We start from the raw sequence: 17,039 nt of genomic DNA, 5'->3' as shown, positions 1-17,039 counted from the left end.
GACACCGACGGCAATCCGCTCGCCGGTGCACGGATCGAGGTCTGGGAGGCCGACGAGGACGGGCTCTACGACGTGCAGTACGACGCCGGCAAGCGGGCCGGACGGGCGCACCTGTTCTCCGCGGCCGACGGCGGCTACCGCTTCTGGGGCCTCACCCCGACGCCGTATCCCATCCCCAACGACGGCCCCGTCGGCAAAATGCTCGACGCGGTCGGCCGTTCACCGCTGCGCGCCGCCCATCTGCATTTCATGGTGTCCCACGAGGGGGCCCGTACGCTGGTGACCCACATCTTCCCCGAGGGTGACCCGATAGGCCGCAAGGACACCGTCTTCGGTGTGAAGGACTCACTGATCAAGCGGTTCGCACGGCAGCCGGCCGGCACGCCGACACCCGACGGCCGCGTCATCGACGGCGCGTGGAGCCGGGTGCGCTTCGACATCGTGCTCGCCCCCGCGGGCGTATGAGGCACTGGGACAAGGACGACACAGGCCATGGGCGATCGAGCGACGGAGATCCGCGAACTTGCTCCCGATCTCTTCATGATCCGGACGGGCTTCCCGCAGGTCTACCTCTGGCGCGACGGGTCGGAGGTCACGATGATCGACGCAGGGTTTCCCGGGGACGAGCCCGCGCTCGCCGCCGCCTTCGCCGAGCTGGGCTTCCGTACCACGGCCCTCCGGCGGCTCGTGCTCACACATCACCATGAGGACCACGCGGGCGCGGCCGCGGACGTGGCGAGCTGGGGCGATGTCGAAGTGGTCGCGCATCGCGCGGACGCTCCGATCATCCGCGGCGAGCGCCGGCCCCCGCGCCGGACGCTCACCGACGAGGAACGCGCGGTGTTCGAGCGGCTGTCCGCCGGCATCCCACCGGCCCCTCCGTGTCGCGTCGACTCCGAGGTGGAGGCGGGAGACGTCATCGCGATCGGGGGCGGGGCGGCGGTGATCAGCGGAGCAGGGCATACGGAGGGCAGCATCGGCCTCCTGGTGAGGGGGTCCCGTGTCCTGTTCACCGGCGACCTCATCGTCACCCTGTCGGGAGGGCCAACGCTGGGTCATTTCAACGACGACGCAGCCTCGGCCCGCCGCTCCGCCGCGGCGATGGCAGCCCACGACGTCGCGCTTCTGTGCCCCGGACACGGCGATCCGGTGGCGGACCCGCGGGTGCTGAGCGGGTTGGGAGCGGCGCTGGCGTCCTCCGTACCCGGCAAGCTGTAACGTCTCGCGTGGCGCTGCCCCCACAGACACGGTCTGCACCGTGTCCGTGGGGGCAGCTGTCTCGTGTCCAGGGGAGCTGGTCCCGCGGATCGAGGAGGTCGGGTTCGTGGAGCCGCGCGCCGATGAGGTCCTGGTGCGCGTTGTGGCGACAGGGATCCGCCACATCGACATCAACGCGCATGCCGGGCGCTGCATCCCCGTGGTCGTGGAGCGGGTGGGCGCCGACGGGTTCGCGGCTGGCGACCATGTCGTCCTCTTCGGCGACACGTGCGGCAGTCTGCCCCAGATGTCGCACCGGGCGATCCACCTACGGCCGCGAGGGCATGTTGGTCGCGTTCGGCGGCCGACGCGTCGACGCCGCTGAGCCGGTACGGAGGGCGGATCGGCGGTTTGTTCTTCGGGCAGTCCCTGCTCGCCACCTCTGCGGTCGCTACGGCCGGGAGGGCGGTGAAGGTCCCGATGACGTGCCGCTCTGGATACCCGGGCCGTTGGCCTGCGGGATGATCACCGGCGCCGGGTCGGTCATCAAGGCCCTGAGGCTGGGCCCCGGCGACTCCATTGTCGTCCTCGGCTCGGGGCGTCGGCCTCGCCGCGGTCATGGCGGCAGGGTGGCGGGCGTCACGTGTTTCGTGGCCGTCGACGTGGGCCCCGAGCAGCTGTCGTTGGCGCGCGAGCTCGGCGCAACCGGCACCTGTCCGGTCCGAACATCGATGACGAGCTCCGGACGATCGAGCCGCACGGCTTCGGTTCCTCTTTCGTCATCGCCGACCAGCCGTCCTCCTACCGCGCCGCGGTTGCCTGTTTGGACGTCGTGGGCACCTGCGGCTTCGTGGCCGCACCTCACGGCGAATGGACGCCCGACACCGCTCACCTGTTCGCGGGAGGCTGCTATCTCCAGGGCATCATCGGGGGCTCCGCGATCCCGGCGACGCTCATCCCGAAGCTGATCGAGCTCTGGAGACACGGCCGATTCCCCTTCGACAGCCTCGTGCGGACCTGTCCGTTCACCGACATCGCGACGGCCTGGACCGACACCACGTCCGACCGGGTGGTGAAGCCCATGCTGCCCATGCCCTGAGAACGCTCACGGTCGATCCGCGTCGCTGAGGCGGAGATGCCGGCGCCATCCGGTTCCAGCAGGGGCCGGATGGCGCCGGTGCTCAAGTCGGGTGGGGTCACTCGAGTCCGTGGATGACCTTGCCGCCGGGCGGCGGACGGAAGGCATCCCAGTGCTCGACGAGCAGCCCCTCGCGTACGCGGAAGACGTCGATCAGCATCCCGTCCTCGCGGATTGCCTGACGGGCGATGAACTCGCCGTCGGCGATGACGTTCACCTCGATCTCCTTCGCCGGGTCGAGCCGTTCCTCCGGGGGCAGCGAGAGGATGTAGGTGAAGAACTTCCGGAGCCCCTCGCGGCCCTGCTCGATGTTCGGGTTGTGCTGGATGTAGTCCTCGGCCACGTACCGGTCGAGGTGCTCCAGTCCCGCCACGGTGCCGTGGGCGATCTCGAAGAACTCGGCGACGATCTGCTTGTTGCGCTCGAGATCGTGGATCTCGTCAGCCATTCCCATTCCCTTCGCTGGATCAGAATCCCGGAAGAAGCTCGTGTCCTGGCGCAGGTGCCAGGAGTCCCACCGCTCATGGAGCATGCCGTCGCGCACCCCTGTGAAAGAACGCGAAGAACTCGCGGGCGTCCTCGCGACCGTCGAGACGGTCCAGGTTCTTGAATTGCCTTCCGGATGTCGATGTCTCATTCGAGACCGTGGATGATCGTGCCGCCGGGTGGCGGGCGGAATGCGTCCCAGTGCTCCTTGACGAGGCCGTCCTCGAGACGGAACACGTTGATGAGCAATCCGTCCTCGCGGATCTCGTGCCGGACGACGAAGTCGCCCTCCGCGATGAGGTGCACCTCCAGCTCCTTGGAGGGGTCGAGCCGTTCCTCCGGGGGCAGCGAGAGGATGTAGGTGAAGAACTTCCGGAGCCCCTCCAGTCCCTGTTCGATGTTCGGGTTGTGCTGGATGTAGTCGGCCGCCGCGAACTCGCCGAGCCGGTCCAGACCCGCGAGATCGCCGTGGGCGACCGCCAGGAAGTCCTCGACGAGCCGCTTGTTGCGTTCCAGCCGTTCGGCTTCCGATGCCGCCGCCCCACCGGGGCCGACCGCCGCCATCACGAGCCCGCCGGCGAGTCGTAGCCCGGTGCCGAACGCCAGGCGTCCCAGTGCTCCTGGAGCATGCCGTCCCGAACCCGCCAGATGTCGATGTGGAGCCCGTTGACGCGGATCTCGTGACGTACCACGAGATCCCCTTCGCCGATCAGGTGGACTTCGATGGTCCCGGAAGGATCGAGATCCTTCTCGCGTGCGCGATGGAAGCCGGCGAAGTACTCACGGACGCCCTCTCGCCCCTGCCCGGCGTGTGGGTTGTGCTGGATGTAGTCGACCGCCACGAGGTCGTCAAGACGGTCCAGTCGCTTGGCGATCGCCACGTCGTTGACGAACGCCTCGACAACCTGTTTGTTGCGCTCGATGATGTCGTCGTCAGTCATCTACTTCTTGCCCCACAGCTTGAGGAATCCGTCCACGTAGTCGGCCTTGCCGTACCACGAACCGCTCGACCACCCCTTCTGAGTGAGGTCGAGGCCGGTGACGTTGGCGGATGTGAACAGACGCTGGAACGGGAAGTCCAGCACTCCCGCGCGCGGCTGACCGACCATGAGCCGCAGCAGCGAGTCGGACAGGTACCAGGAGAGTGCCGGAAGGCTGAACGCGGCGACCGCGCCGGTCCACTGGGACTTGCCGAGCTGCTGCATCACGGCCAGGGAGCCGCCCACGGTGCCGACCTGGGTGTCCGTGGCGCTACGGCCGGCGGCCTGCGCTCCCGAGACGACGTCGGGGACGTAGTTGTTCGTACCGGCCACGATGTACTTGATGCTGGAGTCCGCCACCAGCGAGGTCGACACCTCGGTGGGGATCTTGTCCTGGTTGACCGTGTTCACGTCGATCACCTTCGACGAGCAGCCGCTGCAGTCGTCCTTCAGCACCTTGACGACGCCGTCGTTGGCCCAGGCCGGCGTGATGTCGTTCGAGGTCGTGCGCATCGCGAGCACATGGGCCGAGCCCTTGGAGTCGACGATGAACTGATCGGTCAGCCAGGAGTGAAGCTTCACGAAGTTGGGGGTTACGTAGCTGACGAGCTTCGGGTCGCCGGGGCCGGAGGACGTCGTCACGCCGTTCACCAGCGGGATACCCGCCTTCGCGACCGCGGCGATCGCGCTCGGGGCGGTGTTCTGGGTGATGCCGACGGTGACGATGCCGATGGCCTTCGCGTTGATCGCCTGCTGGAGGCAGTTGGCGACGCCGTCCGGCGAGCCGCCGGTCGTGCCGCACGCCTCCACGTCGACGCCGAAGCGCGAGAACACGCTCTTGATCTCGTTCGCGACGACCGAGAAGTCCTGCACCTCGAGCGCCGGCACGATGACGTAGACCTTGCCGCCGGTGATCTTCGACGTGTTGATGGCCGGACCCGGCGCGGCGAACGTGTCGATCGGCTGTCTCGCCGCCTTGACCGCCGCCGCGACGGTGGCCGGAACGGATCCCTTCGCGTCTCCCGACGAGCCCGAGTTCGTCTTGCTGCTGCCGCAGCCGACGAGGGTGAGTGCCAGCACCGTGCAGGCCGCGAGAAGTTCGCGCGACCGATTGCGCCCGTTCAGCATGAGATTGCCTCTCTTCATTGAGTGTGTCATCACTTGGCCCTCTCTCGAGAGCGGAGCGCTTCCCGTCCGCGGACGAGGGACATCACGGTCCCGGCCCGGGTGTGTCGCGGCAGAGCGACGGGGAAGACGCCGGACAACGGCATGTCGGCGTTCGCGGCCTCGCTGCCGTTCGGGCAGACGCGTGTCGCGCGTCCCGAACCGCACCGCGTCGTCGAGCAGAGCCGCGACAGAGGTCAGGACGATCGCGATGCCGACAAGGAGCACGCCGACCGGCCCAGGACTCCTGCGCCGCAGGCGGCGGTCAGGAGGGAGGTGCGTTGCAGGAGCCCGTTCAGGCGCGGGCGCGGCGTCGGAGAAGAAGCGACACGGTGATGGCGATGATCAGCGCCGCACCGTAGAAGACGTTCGTCACCCATCCGGACAGCCCGAGCAGCTGCAGCCCGAACATGCCCGTCAGCAGGAAGTAGGCGGCGATGAACATGCCGATCGCGTTGAAGCGCCCGGGGACCACCGCGATCGTTCCGAGGAACACCGCGGCGAGAGCCGGCATCATCTGCACCTGGGCCGTCGCGGTGCTGAACCCGCCGACACCGCACGCGAGGATGATGCCGATGACGCCGCTGAGCAGGGCGGCCATCAGGTAGCCCCCGAAGCGGATGCGGCGGACGGGGATGCCGGCGAGCCTCGCGACGTTCGGGTTGGACCCGACGAACAGCATCGATCGGCCGAGCGGGGTCGCGGTCATGACGTACGCGGTGATGATGACGAGCACGACGCCGTACCAGAACACCGCGGGGAGGCCGAGGAAGCTGCCGAGCGCGACCTGCGCGAGCCCCGGGTCGAGGCCGCTCACGTTCGACTGGTTCGACATCAGCAGCGCGATCCCCAGGGCGACGCTCCCCGTGCCGAGGGTGACGACGATCGAGCTGATCCCGACGATGACCACGAGTACCGCGTTGACGAGGCCGACGAGCAGCGCCGCGGCGAGGGCCACGAGGATCGCCAGCGAGACCGGCCAGCCGTGCAGGACGACAAGGGCCGGGAACGCGGTTCCCGCCAGGCCGTAGATGAAGGCGAACGACAGGTCGAACTCGCCGACGGCGATCGTGGTGATGACCGCGAGGCCGAGGAAGACCACCGGCGTCTGCTGGCCGAGGACCGCGCGCGAGGCGTTTCCGAGGTCGACGCCGTTCGGGAGCAGTACCAGGAAGAGCACCACCATGATGATCCAGAGCAGCACGAGGCTGTACCGCTGGAGCACGTAGGCGGCCGCCCGGGTGAGCGGGATGCCCGTCTTCTGACGTGCGGCGCCCGCAGCGATGGTGGGTTGTGACCGTGTGGTTGCCATCAGACCTCGTTTGCGGGAGTCGGTGCGGGGGCGTGAGCGTGCGCCGCGTCATCGACGGCGAAGATCGCGGCGAGAACGGCGTCCGCGTCGAACGGTCGCGTCATCTCGCGGACGATCCGGCCGTCCTGCAGGATGAGAACCCGGTCGCAGATCGCCGCGAGGTCCTCGACCTCGGCGGAGCAGACCATGACCGCGGATCCGTCGGCGGCGGCCTGCCGGCTCGCCGTGAGGATCGCGTGACGCGCGCCGACGTCGACCGCCTGGGTGGGGTCGTCGAGCACGAGCAGGTCGGGCGTCCCGAGGAGCCACTTGCCGAGCAGCACCTTCTGCTGGTTGCCGCCGGACATCGCGGCGACGGGCATCGTGGGGTTCGGCGGCCGGATGTCGAACCGCTCGATGATGCCCTCGGTCTCGGCGCGCTGCCACTTGAACCCGGTCCACCAGGGCTTTCCCCGGCGGCGCAGGTGCGGGAGGGTCGCGTTCTCCTCGACCGTCAGTTCGAGGGCGATGCCCTTGTCGTGCCGATCGGCGGGGATGAAGGCGATCCCGGCGTCGAGGAGGTCGACGACCCTGGCCCGGGCCAGATCGACGACCCGTTCGCCGAGCCTGACCTGGCCGGCGCCTCGCCGGTCGCCGCCGAGCAGCGGTCCGAGGTCCGACAGCCCGGAGTCGACCGTCCCCGTGAAGCCGACGACCTCGCCGCGGCGGATGGCGGCGCTCACGCCCTCGACCCGTCCGCCGGAGATGCCGACGACCTCGACCGTCTCGGGCCGGGGCGCGGGCGGCAGGCTCTGCATGATGTCGCCGAGCTCCGCGGCGCGCCCGAGGACGAGGCTGGTCAGCTCGGCCTCGTCCAGCCCTGCCGTCGGAACGCCCGTCTCCACGACGCGGCCGTTGCGCAGGACGGTCGCCCGGTCGGCGATCTCGAGAACCTCCTTGAGGTTGTGGCTGACGAACAGCACGGCCGTGCCCTGGCTCTTGAGCAGGCGGATCATGTCGTAGAACGCCGGCAGCGCCTCATGCGGGATGGCGCGCGAGGACTCGTCGAAGACCACGACGCCCGCGCCGGGGGTCCGGTCCTGCAGGGCGCGAGCGACCGCGACCGCGACCCGTTCGCTGGGCAGCAGGGTCGAGACCTTGGCCGACGGGTCGATGTCGGTGCGGAGGTACTTCAGCGTCTCACCGACGGCGACGGCGTCCTCGGAGGTGCGGATCCGGCGGGTGATCGGGTTGACCGCGTGCCGGCCGACCCGCACGTTGTCGCGTACCGAGAGGTCGGGCACGAGACCGAGATCCTGGTGCACGAACGACAGACCCTGTTCGTGCAGCGCCTTCGCTTTGATCGGCGGGCCGATCCGCTCGCCGTCGAGGAGGATCTCGCCGTCCGGATCCGCCGAGTAGACGCCGGAGATCAGCTTGATGAGCGTCGACTTGCCGGAGCCGTTCTGCCCGACGAGGGCGTGCACCTCTCCCGGGGCGATCGTCAGGCTCGCGTTCTCGAGGACCGCGACGCCGGCGAACGTCTTGGTGAGATTGCGGACCTCGAGCCGCGGGACCGGCGGGTTCGCGGATTCATCGGCCATGGCTACCGCCCCTGCCGTGCGACGTCGGTCTCCCCGACGCCGCCGGGGACGGAAAGGCCTGTCTGCGCAAGGCGTACAGCGACAACCGCTGCGGCCGGAGTGCCTGAGCTCAGGGCGGATCTGCCACCCTCTCCCTTTGCCTCACTGGGTGAATCGGTCTGCACCATGGACGACTCCTTGCGCACAAAGCGCTGCTGTCGGAACCGACGTCCGCTGCCGGCCCCGGATGTGGGTGCTTCTGTCGCGGCCATCCCGGCAACACTGCTGCCGAACCGCCCCATGGGCCTTCGCGGAGCTCCTCCGCGTGGCTCTTCAACCAAACCTGATTCAGAACGCTCGACACGGTGACCGGCGGGCAGCGACAAGGTAGGAAGTGACTCCCGTCACGCTCAATGGACATGTTCATTGGACGAACAAGTCACCCATATCGGTAGCTCCGATGTGCACCATCCAGGAGCGACGGACGTTGAACGCTCACTGAGGAGTGATGAGTCATGGCTGGGAAACCGGCGGGCAGGACTGCCGTCGTGACCGGGGCAGTTCCGGTATCGGGCATGAGATCGCCCGCAGGCTCGTGTCGGTATCCAATGAGCACGCGATCCAGGAGTTCGCCGCGCGGGTCCACAGGGGTCTGCTGCAGGTTTGGGTGGCAGGTTCGGTCACACGGCCTGGAGGGCCGGTGTAGTCACGACGGTTTCGAAGGACCTATCGAACTGGCATCCCGTGGCCGTCGAGGGCTCGGCCGCGGCTGACGACGAAGGCCAACCTGGACCATGTCGCCGGTCACGTGGACGACCTGCTGTGAGCCACCGCGCCCTGATCCAGCGAAAAAGAGACGCGGCTTCTAAGGAAGCCTCAATCAATCAGGGTGAGGACGGTGTCCTATGGGTGGCGGAACGGCCAGGCCTCTCAGCGGTTCACCGTCGGCATCGACAGGCACCGGTTGTCTCCGACGGCCTCCGAGTCGATCCGGCGGCCGTCGGCGTGGGCCGTGCGGTGGATGGGGCCGGTGCCTTGCGACAGGGGCAGACCGGTGTGGTGGTTGGCCTGGGCGATGATCTCCGCCGTAATGGACACCGCCGTTTCCTGGGGGGTGCGGGCGCCGAGGTCCAAGCCGATCGGGGAGTTCAGCCGGCCCAGTTGGTCCTCGGGGACGCCGGCCTCCCGCAGCAGGTCGATACGGCGCTCGTGGGTACGTCGGGAGCCCATGGCGCCGATGTAGCCGACGGGGAGCGTCAGCGCCAGGCGCAGCAGCGGGATGTCGAACTTGGCGTCGTGGGTGAGGACGCAGATGGCGGTGCGGGGGTCGACTTCGGTGGCCGCGAGGTAACGATGGGGCCAGTCGGTGACGACCTCGTCGGCGTGCGGGAAGCGGGCGGCGGTGGCGAAGACCGGGCGGGCGTCGCAGACGGTGACCCGGTAGCCGAGGAAACTGCCTGCGTGGCTGAGAGCGGAGGCGTAGTCGATGGCGCCGAAGATCAGCATGCGGGGTCGGGGCGCGTGGACGTGGACCAGGACGGTGAGCTGCCGCGGGCAGGTACCGTCCCCCGAGTTCTCTGCCTCACCCTCGGCGCGGCCCAGTTCGATCCGGGCGGTGCGGCCCGCCCGGAGGAGGGCACGGGCATGCGCCACGACCGCCCGGTCCTCGTTCTCCTCGCCGAGAGCGCCCTCGTGGGCGCCCTCGGCAGGGATATGGAGGATACGGCCGACGAGCTCATCAGGGCCGTCGACGACGTGGGCCACGGCCAGGGGGCGCCCCGCTGCCACGGCACCGAGGGCGGAGGCGAGGTGGGGCTCGACGGCGGGCACCACTCGCTGTACCAGTACGTCGATCTCTCCGCCGCAGGTCAGGCCGACGGCGAAGGCGTCGTCGTCGGAGTAGCCGAATCTCGCGCGGGTGGGTGGCCCGCCGTCCGCAAGGACCTGTTGGCACAGTTCGTAGACCGCCGCCTCGACACAGCCACCGGAGACGCCGCCGACCGCGGCGCCGTCCATGCCGACGGCGAGGGCGGTGCCGAGGGGCAGGGGGGAGCTGCCACTGACGTCGACGACGGTGGCGAGGGCGAAGGGGCGGGCCTCGCGACACCAGCGGTGCAGTGTCTCCGCGATGTTGAGCATGGCGGGCTCTCTGTTCGGTGGGTGGTCGTGGCGGGCCGACGGTACGGCGACGGCCCTGGGGCCCGGGTGACCGGTGGCGTGGCGGCCACCCGGGGGTTCAGAGCAGGACCTCGGGCTTGATCGGCAGCTCGCGGACCCGGCGGCCGGTGGCGTTGAAGACCGCGTTGGCGATGGCGGGCGCCACCCCGACGATGACGATCTCGCCGAGTCCCTTGACACCGATGGGGTCGGCTTCGTAGTCCTCGCCCTGGATGAAGATCGCCTTCATCTCGGGTATGTCGGCGTGGGTCGGCACGAGGTAGTCGGCGAAGTTGGCGTTGACGATCCGGCCGTCGCGGTGGTCGGTAATGGTGTGTTCCAGCAGGGCCTGACCGATGCCGCCGGTCATGGCGCCGATGGCCTGGCTGTCGGCCAGTGTCGGGCTGATGATCCGTGCGGCGTCGTACACGCCGACCATGCGCCGGACCCGTACCAGCCCGAGCCGGGCGTCGACGGCCACCTCGGCGAACGTCGCTGCGTACGCGTACAGCGAGAACCGCTCAGGTCCCGAGGGCCCGGCGTACGACCCGAGCACTTCCAAGTGGGTCCGGCCGTTGCGAGCCAGGAGCCGCTGGTACGTCTCCCCGCGTGCGGGCTCGTCCTTCACATACAGCCGGCCGCCTCGTACGACGATGTCGGCGGCCGCGGCGCCGTACAGCGGTGATTCCTCGTCGTTGACCGCGAGCGTGATCGCCTGCTTGCGCAGTTTGTCGCAGCCGTCCTGGACGGCGGATCCGACACTGGCCATGGTCAGTGAGCCGGCGTGGATGGGGGCCGTGGGCATGCTGGAATCGCCGAGCCTGAAGGTCACCTGGCGCATGGTCAGGCCGAGGGCGTCGGCGGCGACCTGGGTCATGGAGGTGGCCGTGCCGGGGCCCATGTCGCTGGTCGCGGACTGCACCAGGGCGGTGCCGTCGGCGGCGAGCCTGACCGAGGCCTGGGCCGGGCTGCGCAGGGTGTCGTAGACACCGGCGGCCATCCCCATGCCGATGAGCCAGTCGCCGTCACGCGTCGAGCGGGGCTCGGGGCTGCGCCGTTCCCAGCCGAACGCGCGGGCGCCCGCTCGGTAGCACTCGCGCAGGCGGCGGGTGGAGAACGGCAGCCCGCTGGACTCGTCGTCGGCCGGTTCGTTGCGCAGCCGCAGCTCGATGGGGTCCATGCCCAGTTCGTGGGCGAGTTCGTCGATCGCCGACTCGACGGGATAGGCGCCGCTGGAGTAGCCGGGGCCGCGCATGAACCACGGCGTGCTCACGTCCAGCGGAACCAGAGAATATGTCTGGTGGACGTTGGGGGTGCTGTACAGCATCCGGCCGGGGTTGAGGACCTCTTCGGTGTACGTCTCGTAGCGGGAGGTCTCGGCTCGGACCTCGTGCGCCGACGCGGTCAGGCGGCCCCGCCGGTCGCTGCCCAGCCGCAGTCCGTACTCGTACGCGGGCCGGTATCCCACGCCGAAGTACAACTGCCTGCGGGTGAGGACGAGTTTCACGGGGCGTCCGACCTCCCGGGCGGCCATGGCCGCGATGACGGAGTGCACCCAGGTGCGGCCGAGGCTGCCGAAGGAGCCGCCGACGAACGGCGAGAGGACGCGGATGTGGTCCGGCGGGATGCCGAACTCGCCGGCCAGGGTCGACACGGCGCCCTGCACCCACTGGGTCTTCTCCCAGACGGTCAGCCGGTCGCCGTCCCAGCGGGCGACGATGCCTGCCGGTTCGATCGGGTTGTGGTGATTGCGGGCCGTTTGGTACGTCATCTCCAGCCGGACGGCGGAAGAGCCCAGGGCCCCCTCGGCATCACCTCGGGCATAGGTCTGGCCGTCGCCGGCGGGGTCGGCGACGCTCATGTCGGTCGAGGGAGGCTCGGCGTCGTAGGAGACGCCGACCAGGCTCGCGGCGTGCTGTGCCGTCTCCAGCGTGGTCGCCACCACGACCGCGACGGGCTGTCCGAAGAACCGGACCCGGTCGTCCTGGAAGGCGCGCAGCGGCGCACCCGGCGGGTATCCCCCTGCGAGGGGCGGCAGCTTGGGCGCGTTGAGGTGGCTGATCACCTTCAGGACGCCGGCCTGGGCCACGGCGGCGCGGGTGTCGATGCCGGTGATACGGCCCTTGCCGACGCCGCTGTCGACGACGACCGCGTGCACGAACCCGTCGGGGCTGTTGTCGGCGGCGTACTTCGCTCTGCCGGTCACCCTCAGCCGTGCGTCGACCCGGCGCACCTCCGCGCCGACCGCTGCCTGTGGCTGGCTCATCGGGTGCCTCCTACGATGCGCAGCTGGCGTTCGACGGTGCGTTTGAGCAGCTCGGCCTTGAAGCCGTTGTACGTGAGGGGACGGGCCCCGTCGGCCGCGTACTCGGCCGCCTCGGCCCACAGCCCGTCGGAGGGACGCCCGCCGATGAGGCGACGCTCGACGGCGGGCAGCCTCCACGGCACGGTGCCCACACCGCCGGCGGCGACCTTCGCCTCACGGACGACGCCGCCGCGGATGTGCAGCGCGACCGCCGCGGAAGTGAGCGCGAACTCGTAGGACTGCCGGTCACGCACCTTCAGATAGCCCGACTTCAGTGGGCGCGGGTGGGCCGGGATCTCCACGGCGGTGATCAACTCGCCCGGTCGGACGGCCTGTTCGCGGTTCGGGGTGCTGCCCGGCCGGAGCAGGAACTCGGCGAAGGGCACGGTGCGTTCGCCCTCCCGGCCCAGCAGGTGGACGTCGGCGTCCAGGGCGGTGAGAGCGACCGCGAGATCGGAAGGGTGCGTGGCCACGCAACTGTCGGAGGTGCCGAGGATCGCATGGCTGCGGTTGAAGCCGTGCAGCGCGGCGCACCCGGAGCCGGGCTCGCGTTTGTTGCAGACGGCGGTCACGTCACGGAAGTACGTGCACCGGGTGCGCTGCATGATGTTGCCGCCGATGGTGGCCATGTTCCGCAGCTGCGCCGAGGCGCTCAGCTCCAGCGCCTGCGAGACGAGCGGGTAGCCGGACCGCACCTCGGGGTGGGCGGCGGCCTCGGCCATGCGGACCAGGGCGCCGATGCGCAGACCGCCGCGCGCGGTGACGCTGACCTCGCGCAGGGGCAGGCCGCTGATGTCGACCAGGGCTCCGGGGTGTTCGACGGTCTCCCGCATCAGGTCGACGAGCGTGGTGCCGCCGGCGATGTAACGCCCGCCGCGCCCACCGGCGGCGAGGGCCTCCCGCGTGTCCGCGGCCTTGGTGTAGGTGAAGGGATGCATGGGTATCGGACCTCACATCCGGTCGGCGGCCTGCTGGACCGCGCGGACGATCTTGACGTAGCAGCCGCAGCGGCAGAGGTTGCCGCTCATCCACTCCTGGATCTCGTCCTGCGATCCGGTGTGGCCCTCCTGGATGCAGCCGACCCCGGACACGATCTGCCCCGACGTGCAGAAGCCGCACTGGAAGGCGTCCTGGTCGATGAACGCCTGCTGCAGAGGGTGGAGTCGGCCGCCCTTTTCCAGGCCCTCGATCGTGGTGACCTCGGCGCCCTCCAGCCGCACCGCCAGCGTCAGACAGGAGGCGACCCGTCTTCCGTCGGCAAGGACCGTGCAGGCGCCACAGGCACCCGCGTTGCAGCCCTTCTTCGAACCGGTCAGGTCGAGGTGTTCGCGCAGCAGGTCCAGCAGCGAGGTGCGGTTGTCGACCGTGACGGTGTGCCGGACGCCGTTGACCGTCAGGGACACCAGGCTGTTGGGCGGTGCCTCGGTGGCCACCGCTTCATCGGTGGCGAGGGCGGGCGACGCGGTGGCCAGGCCGCCGATCACCACGGCTCCTCCGACGGCGGTGGTGGTGGCGATGAAAGTACGCCGGGTGGGCGCGGATTCGGACTCGGCGGATGAGGTCCCGACCGGGACGGGACGGTCGGTGGACATGTCCACTCTCCCTCGATGGGTGCGTGGGTTGTCAGGGCGTGGGGCGGACTCACCGGGAGGGAGTCGCGCGAAGGGGTTGCACAGGTGAGGGCATCCGGCCGCGCCGCCGGTTGAGTGCTCGCGACGCGGCCGGCCCTCCTGCCCTGGTCCGGCCGAATCCGCCGGGGGGCGTGCGGCAGGCGGGAGGGCCGACCGCCGTTCAGCCGTTCAGCCGCCGGTGACCTCGACGTAGGTGGTGCCGGTGACCGGGCGGTGGTCGTAGCTTCCGGTGACGGCGGCGCTGCCTTCGTAGCGGGGTCCGGTTTCCGGCAGTTCCTGGTTCGCGGTGTGGGAGACGACGTTCAACTTGGCGTCCTCGCCGGGGATGCTGACCTTCCAGCGCGTCGGGTAGGTCTTTCCGGTGGTCGGGCTGGTCCAGAGGGTGGATTCGTCGGGCGTGAGGGTCGCCTCGGCGACGGTCTGGGTGCCGTCGGGCTTGAGGATCGTCGCGAAGTTGTTCTTCTTCTCCAGCTTCGTGTTCCAGACGCTGATCCGGTCGCCGTTGGACAGGCTGAGGTTCATCCAGGTCCACGCGCGGTCGGCGGTGTTGCTGAGGGGCAGGGGGCCCCACTGGCGGTCCAGCCAGGACTGCCCCCGGAGCTTGTCGGTGCGGCCGTTGATCGTCAGCGTGCCGGAGGTGTCGATGGTGGGGAGGGCGTACTCGTAGTTCGGGTACTTGGCGTCGCCGAACATCGGGAAGTACCCGGTCCCCATGTTGTAGAGGACGTTTCCGCGCGGGCGGAGCGTGACGTCGATGGTCCCCTCGGGCACCTTCGCGCGCAGCTTCTGCTCGCTGGTGTCGCCGGTCCAGGTGATGTTGTCCGTGTGGATGTCCACGCCCTGCTTGTCGGACAGACCCGACCCGGCGGGGAGGCGGATCTCCGACTTGGTGTACCAGCCGGTGTCCTGGTCGATGATCGACACGGCCGACGAGCCGAACCCGTTCTTGACGTCGCCGATGTTCACGTAGTGGGCCAGGAATCCGTACCGGTGGCCCCCGGTGGTCACCTGCGCGGTCACGTACCAGGACTGGTTCTGCCGGTCGGTGGTGGCGGCGAGGTCCGCGGCGGGGTCGACGAGAACCGGAAGGTCGGTCTGTGCCAGACCCGAGGTGGTTTTGTGCGTCTCGGTGGAGTCGGCGGCTGTCGCGGTGGCCGGTCCCCCCGAGGCGAGGGTGAGCGAGGCGACGAGCGCGGATGCGATGGCGGCCGCGCCTACGGTGGTCTTGCGCATGATGGCTCCTTGCGCGGATGTCCCGCACGGATGCACAGAGCACCATCATGTACGAAACGGTTTCGTACCATGGATGGGTGCACGTAACCCGTGGGAGGAAAACCCGTGGTGCCGGAAGGGGGGCTGGTGTGTACCCCCTTGCGATAACTGACACCTGTAAGATTAGCTGGCGCTCGGCCGATGTCAACCGCTGATCCGACGAGGCCGCCGCATCTGCCCTCGTGTGAGGCGCTGATCAGGGGCGATGCGCAGATGCACCGATCAGGGTGGCTACGCTGACCCCGACTCGTGGGCACACGCGTACAACCGTCTGAGGAGGACATGTGGGAGGGAAGGCGAGTACCACTCGACGCCCGGGGCGCCCCAGCGGGGATGCCGCTACGGTGCCCGCGGAGCGGGACGTCCTGCTGCGGGGCCTGGAGGCGTTCGCGGAGCTGGGATACGACCGGGCGTCGGCACGGGAGCTGGCGCGCCGACTGGGGGTCAGCCACGTCTTCATCAACGACCGCTACGGGTCGAAGGCGGCCTTCTGGCGTGCGGTGGTGGATGCCGCCCTCGGGGCTCAGCTCACGCGCATGACGCCGCCCCCGCCGGGAAGCGAGGACGAGGCCGTGGTACGGCAGTTCGTCCTGGAGTTCTACCGGATTCACATCGACGAACCGCGGCTGGCCCTGCTGATGGAGGACGCGTTCGCACGGGACACCGAGCGGCTGGACTACCTCTACCAGCGTCACATCGAGCCGACACTGGCTCTCGTCGTGCCCAGTATCGAGCGGCTGATGGCGTCCGGGCGCATCGCACGGGTTCCGATGGACGTCCTGTTCTTCGCCATCACCGCTCCGGTGTCAGGACTGATGCATGAGGCTCTCGCCCGGCGCCTGGGGCGCCCCGAGCATCTGCCGCGGGCAGAACGTCTCGCCAGGGCGGAGGCCCTGGCCGGACTGGTGATGGACGGCCTGTTGGCCCCGGGCGGCGCGAAGCCCCGGTAGGGAAGTGTCGAACCGCCCGCGCTCCATGGCCGCAGGGCGGAGCGAGGCGGTCGTTTGCCGGCGGCCCGTCGCACTGACGCCGACCGAGCGCTGCCGGCCCGCCCGCCGCTGCCCCGGTTCCCGGACAGGTGCCCGGCGCCGACGGTGCTTGTCTCGCCGTAACTGCGGTCGCATGCGCCGGGCTGACTGGTCCCGCGGACAATCCCGGGCAGGCCGTGTCGCACCCCTCGCCCGACACCGCCGTGCCGCCTCCCGACACGGCCGTTCGCCCGCCCCACGGTCAGGCCGGCAGCAACTCCGCGAAGTCGCGCACCGACCGCGATCCGTCCCAGCCGACCGATGCCCGCCAGGCCGATGTGAAGATCTCTCGCGTGATCTCGCTGTCCTGGACGAGCTCGATCATCCCCGGGCCATCCTCACCGCCGTCGAGGAAGAAGACGTCACCGCCCGGGGTCAGATCGTGAAAACGTACCGACGCTCCGCGCGCCTCACGACGTTCGACCTCCTCCCGGACGTCGGGCACGATCTTGGCGACGTGATGGAAGCCGTAGCCATGGCGTTCGTGGGCGTCCTTGTAGATGGAAGGCTCGTCGTCGAGGGTCTGGATCAGCTCGACCATCATGTGCCCGGAGAAGGCGAGGGCGAGGGTGAACTCCGCCTTCCCCGGCTCACCGCGGTAGGTGGAGCCCTCGCCGCCGAGCCTTCCGTTCACGAACCAGGGCCCGACGCCGAGTTCGTCGGTCCACCAGCGCATCCCGGCGGTGAGGTCGGGGACCATGTACGCGACCTGGATGATGGCGTCCGTCGGCTGACCGAAGGGAAACTGCATGGTGGTCGTCCTCACTCGGGTCGGGTCCTGCGGCTCTGCGGGTGATCGACAGCGGC

The 17,039-nt window shown here is 69.5% G+C and carries 16 protein-coding genes; 4 read left to right on the top strand and 12 right to left on the bottom strand.

The window, feature by feature from the left end; all coding sequences use genetic code 11:
- From ABT137_RS38925 to ABT137_RS38915, 3 genes are all read left to right on the top strand, one after another.
- The coding region (locus tag ABT137_RS38925; protein WP_502984647.1) for a dioxygenase family protein at positions 1–465 on the top strand (465 nt) is incomplete at its 5' end.
- Positions 466–492: 27 nt separating this feature from the next.
- Positions 493–1,218: an MBL fold metallo-hydrolase gene (locus tag ABT137_RS38920; protein WP_351716260.1), complete on the top strand. Its 726-nt coding sequence runs from the start codon at positions 493–495 to the stop codon at positions 1,216–1,218.
- Between the two features lie 829 nt (positions 1,219–2,047).
- Positions 2,048–2,296, top strand: a complete 249-nt coding sequence (locus ABT137_RS38915) for an MDR/zinc-dependent alcohol dehydrogenase-like family protein (RefSeq protein WP_351716258.1) — start codon at positions 2,048–2,050, stop codon at positions 2,294–2,296.
- Between the two features lie 97 nt (positions 2,297–2,393).
- Here the strand turns inward: ABT137_RS38915 and ABT137_RS38910 are convergent, their stop codons facing one another.
- From ABT137_RS38910 to ABT137_RS38860, 11 genes are all read right to left on the bottom strand, one after another.
- Positions 2,394–2,783, bottom strand: coding sequence for a nuclear transport factor 2 family protein (locus ABT137_RS38910; protein WP_351716256.1), 390 nt, complete (start codon positions 2,781–2,783; stop codon positions 2,394–2,396).
- Between the two features lie 185 nt (positions 2,784–2,968).
- A complete protein-coding gene (locus ABT137_RS38905; protein ID WP_351716254.1) occupies positions 2,969–3,385 on the bottom strand; it encodes a nuclear transport factor 2 family protein in 417 nt (138 codons plus the stop codon).
- Positions 3,385–3,762 (bottom strand): nuclear transport factor 2 family protein, encoded by a 378-nt coding sequence (locus tag ABT137_RS38900; protein WP_351716252.1) that lies wholly within the window; start codon positions 3,760–3,762, stop codon positions 3,385–3,387. The genes ABT137_RS38905 and ABT137_RS38900 overlap by 1 nt, the downstream gene beginning before the upstream one ends.
- A complete protein-coding gene (locus ABT137_RS38895; protein ID WP_351716251.1) occupies positions 3,763–4,929 on the bottom strand; it encodes a sugar ABC transporter substrate-binding protein in 1,167 nt (388 codons plus the stop codon).
- Positions 4,930–5,260: 331 nt separating this feature from the next.
- Entirely contained in the window at positions 5,261–6,277 is a 1,017-nt protein-coding gene (locus ABT137_RS38890) for an ABC transporter permease (protein ID WP_351716249.1), read from the bottom strand.
- The gene (locus tag ABT137_RS38885; protein WP_351716247.1) at positions 6,277–7,860 is read right to left on the bottom strand and encodes a sugar ABC transporter ATP-binding protein; all 1,584 of its coding nucleotides are present in this window, start codon (positions 7,858–7,860) and stop codon (positions 6,277–6,279) included. The genes ABT137_RS38890 and ABT137_RS38885 overlap by 1 nt, the downstream gene beginning before the upstream one ends.
- 909 nt (positions 7,861–8,769) lie before the next feature.
- On the bottom strand, positions 8,770–9,978 hold the full coding sequence (locus tag ABT137_RS38880) for an XdhC family protein (RefSeq protein WP_275768859.1): 1,209 nt from the start codon (positions 9,976–9,978) through the stop codon (positions 8,770–8,772).
- A 97-nt stretch (positions 9,979–10,075) separates the two neighbouring features.
- Positions 10,076–12,262 (bottom strand): xanthine dehydrogenase family protein molybdopterin-binding subunit, encoded by a 2,187-nt coding sequence (locus ABT137_RS38875; protein WP_351716245.1) that lies wholly within the window; start codon positions 12,260–12,262, stop codon positions 10,076–10,078.
- Positions 12,259–13,239, bottom strand: a complete 981-nt coding sequence (locus ABT137_RS38870) for an FAD binding domain-containing protein (RefSeq protein ID WP_351716243.1) — start codon at positions 13,237–13,239, stop codon at positions 12,259–12,261. Before ABT137_RS38870 ends, ABT137_RS38875 begins: the two co-directional genes overlap by 4 nt.
- Positions 13,240–13,251: 12 nt before the next feature.
- Entirely contained in the window at positions 13,252–13,893 is a 642-nt protein-coding gene (locus ABT137_RS38865; protein ID WP_351716241.1) for a (2Fe-2S)-binding protein, read from the bottom strand.
- A 207-nt stretch (positions 13,894–14,100) separates the two neighbouring features.
- Complete coding sequence (locus ABT137_RS38860) at positions 14,101–15,165, bottom strand: lipocalin-like domain-containing protein (RefSeq protein WP_351716239.1); 1,065 nt, start codon at positions 15,163–15,165, stop codon at positions 14,101–14,103.
- Between the two features lie 383 nt (positions 15,166–15,548).
- On the opposite strand from ABT137_RS38860, the gene ABT137_RS38855 reads away from it, so the two are divergent.
- Entirely contained in the window at positions 15,549–16,154 is a 606-nt protein-coding gene (locus ABT137_RS38855) for a TetR/AcrR family transcriptional regulator (protein ID WP_351716236.1), read from the top strand.
- 280 nt (positions 16,155–16,434) lie between these two features.
- Here the strand turns inward: ABT137_RS38855 and ABT137_RS38850 are convergent, their stop codons facing one another.
- Positions 16,435–16,983, bottom strand: a complete 549-nt coding sequence (locus tag ABT137_RS38850) for a VOC family protein (protein WP_351716234.1) — start codon at positions 16,981–16,983, stop codon at positions 16,435–16,437.
- Positions 16,984–17,039 lie beyond the last annotated feature (56 nt).

The sequence above is a fragment of the Streptomyces sp. NPDC001980 genome (assembly GCF_040296885.1).
Lineage (GTDB): Bacteria > Actinomycetota > Actinomycetes > Streptomycetales > Streptomycetaceae > Streptomyces.
Note: the sequence above shows the minus strand (reverse complement) of the source record. Positions and strands in the feature narration are given on the sequence as shown.

Bases quoted from the DNA above. Each gene is read 5' to 3' on its own strand.
- ABT137_RS38865 (WP_351716241.1), bottom strand. From the start codon at position 13,893: ATGTCCACCGACCGTCCCGTCCCGGTCGGGACCTCATCCGCCGAGTCC.
- ABT137_RS38860 (WP_351716239.1), bottom strand. From the start codon at position 15,165: ATGCGCAAGACCACCGTAGGCGCGGCCGCCATCGCATCCGCGCTCGTC.
- ABT137_RS38890 (WP_351716249.1), bottom strand. From the start codon at position 6,277: ATGGCAACCACACGGTCACAACCCACCATCGCTGCGGGCGCCGCACGT.
- ABT137_RS38880 (WP_275768859.1), bottom strand. From the start codon at position 9,978: ATGCTCAACATCGCGGAGACACTGCACCGCTGGTGTCGCGAGGCCCGC.
- ABT137_RS38905 (WP_351716254.1), bottom strand. From the start codon at position 3,385: ATGGCGGCGGTCGGCCCCGGTGGGGCGGCGGCATCGGAAGCCGAACGG.
- ABT137_RS38850 (WP_351716234.1), bottom strand. From the start codon at position 16,983: ATGCAGTTTCCCTTCGGTCAGCCGACGGACGCCATCATCCAGGTCGCG.
- ABT137_RS38870 (WP_351716243.1), bottom strand. From the start codon at position 13,239: ATGCATCCCTTCACCTACACCAAGGCCGCGGACACGCGGGAGGCCCTC.
- ABT137_RS38910 (WP_351716256.1), bottom strand. From the start codon at position 2,783: ATGGCTGACGAGATCCACGATCTCGAGCGCAACAAGCAGATCGTCGCC.
- ABT137_RS38895 (WP_351716251.1), bottom strand. From the start codon at position 4,929: ATGCTGAACGGGCGCAATCGGTCGCGCGAACTTCTCGCGGCCTGCACG.
- ABT137_RS38875 (WP_351716245.1), bottom strand. From the start codon at position 12,262: ATGAGCCAGCCACAGGCAGCGGTCGGCGCGGAGGTGCGCCGGGTCGAC.
- ABT137_RS38885 (WP_351716247.1), bottom strand. From the start codon at position 7,860: ATGGCCGATGAATCCGCGAACCCGCCGGTCCCGCGGCTCGAGGTCCGC.
- ABT137_RS38900 (WP_351716252.1), bottom strand. From the start codon at position 3,762: ATGACTGACGACGACATCATCGAGCGCAACAAACAGGTTGTCGAGGCG.
- ABT137_RS38920 (WP_351716260.1), top strand. From the start codon at position 493: ATGGGCGATCGAGCGACGGAGATCCGCGAACTTGCTCCCGATCTCTTC.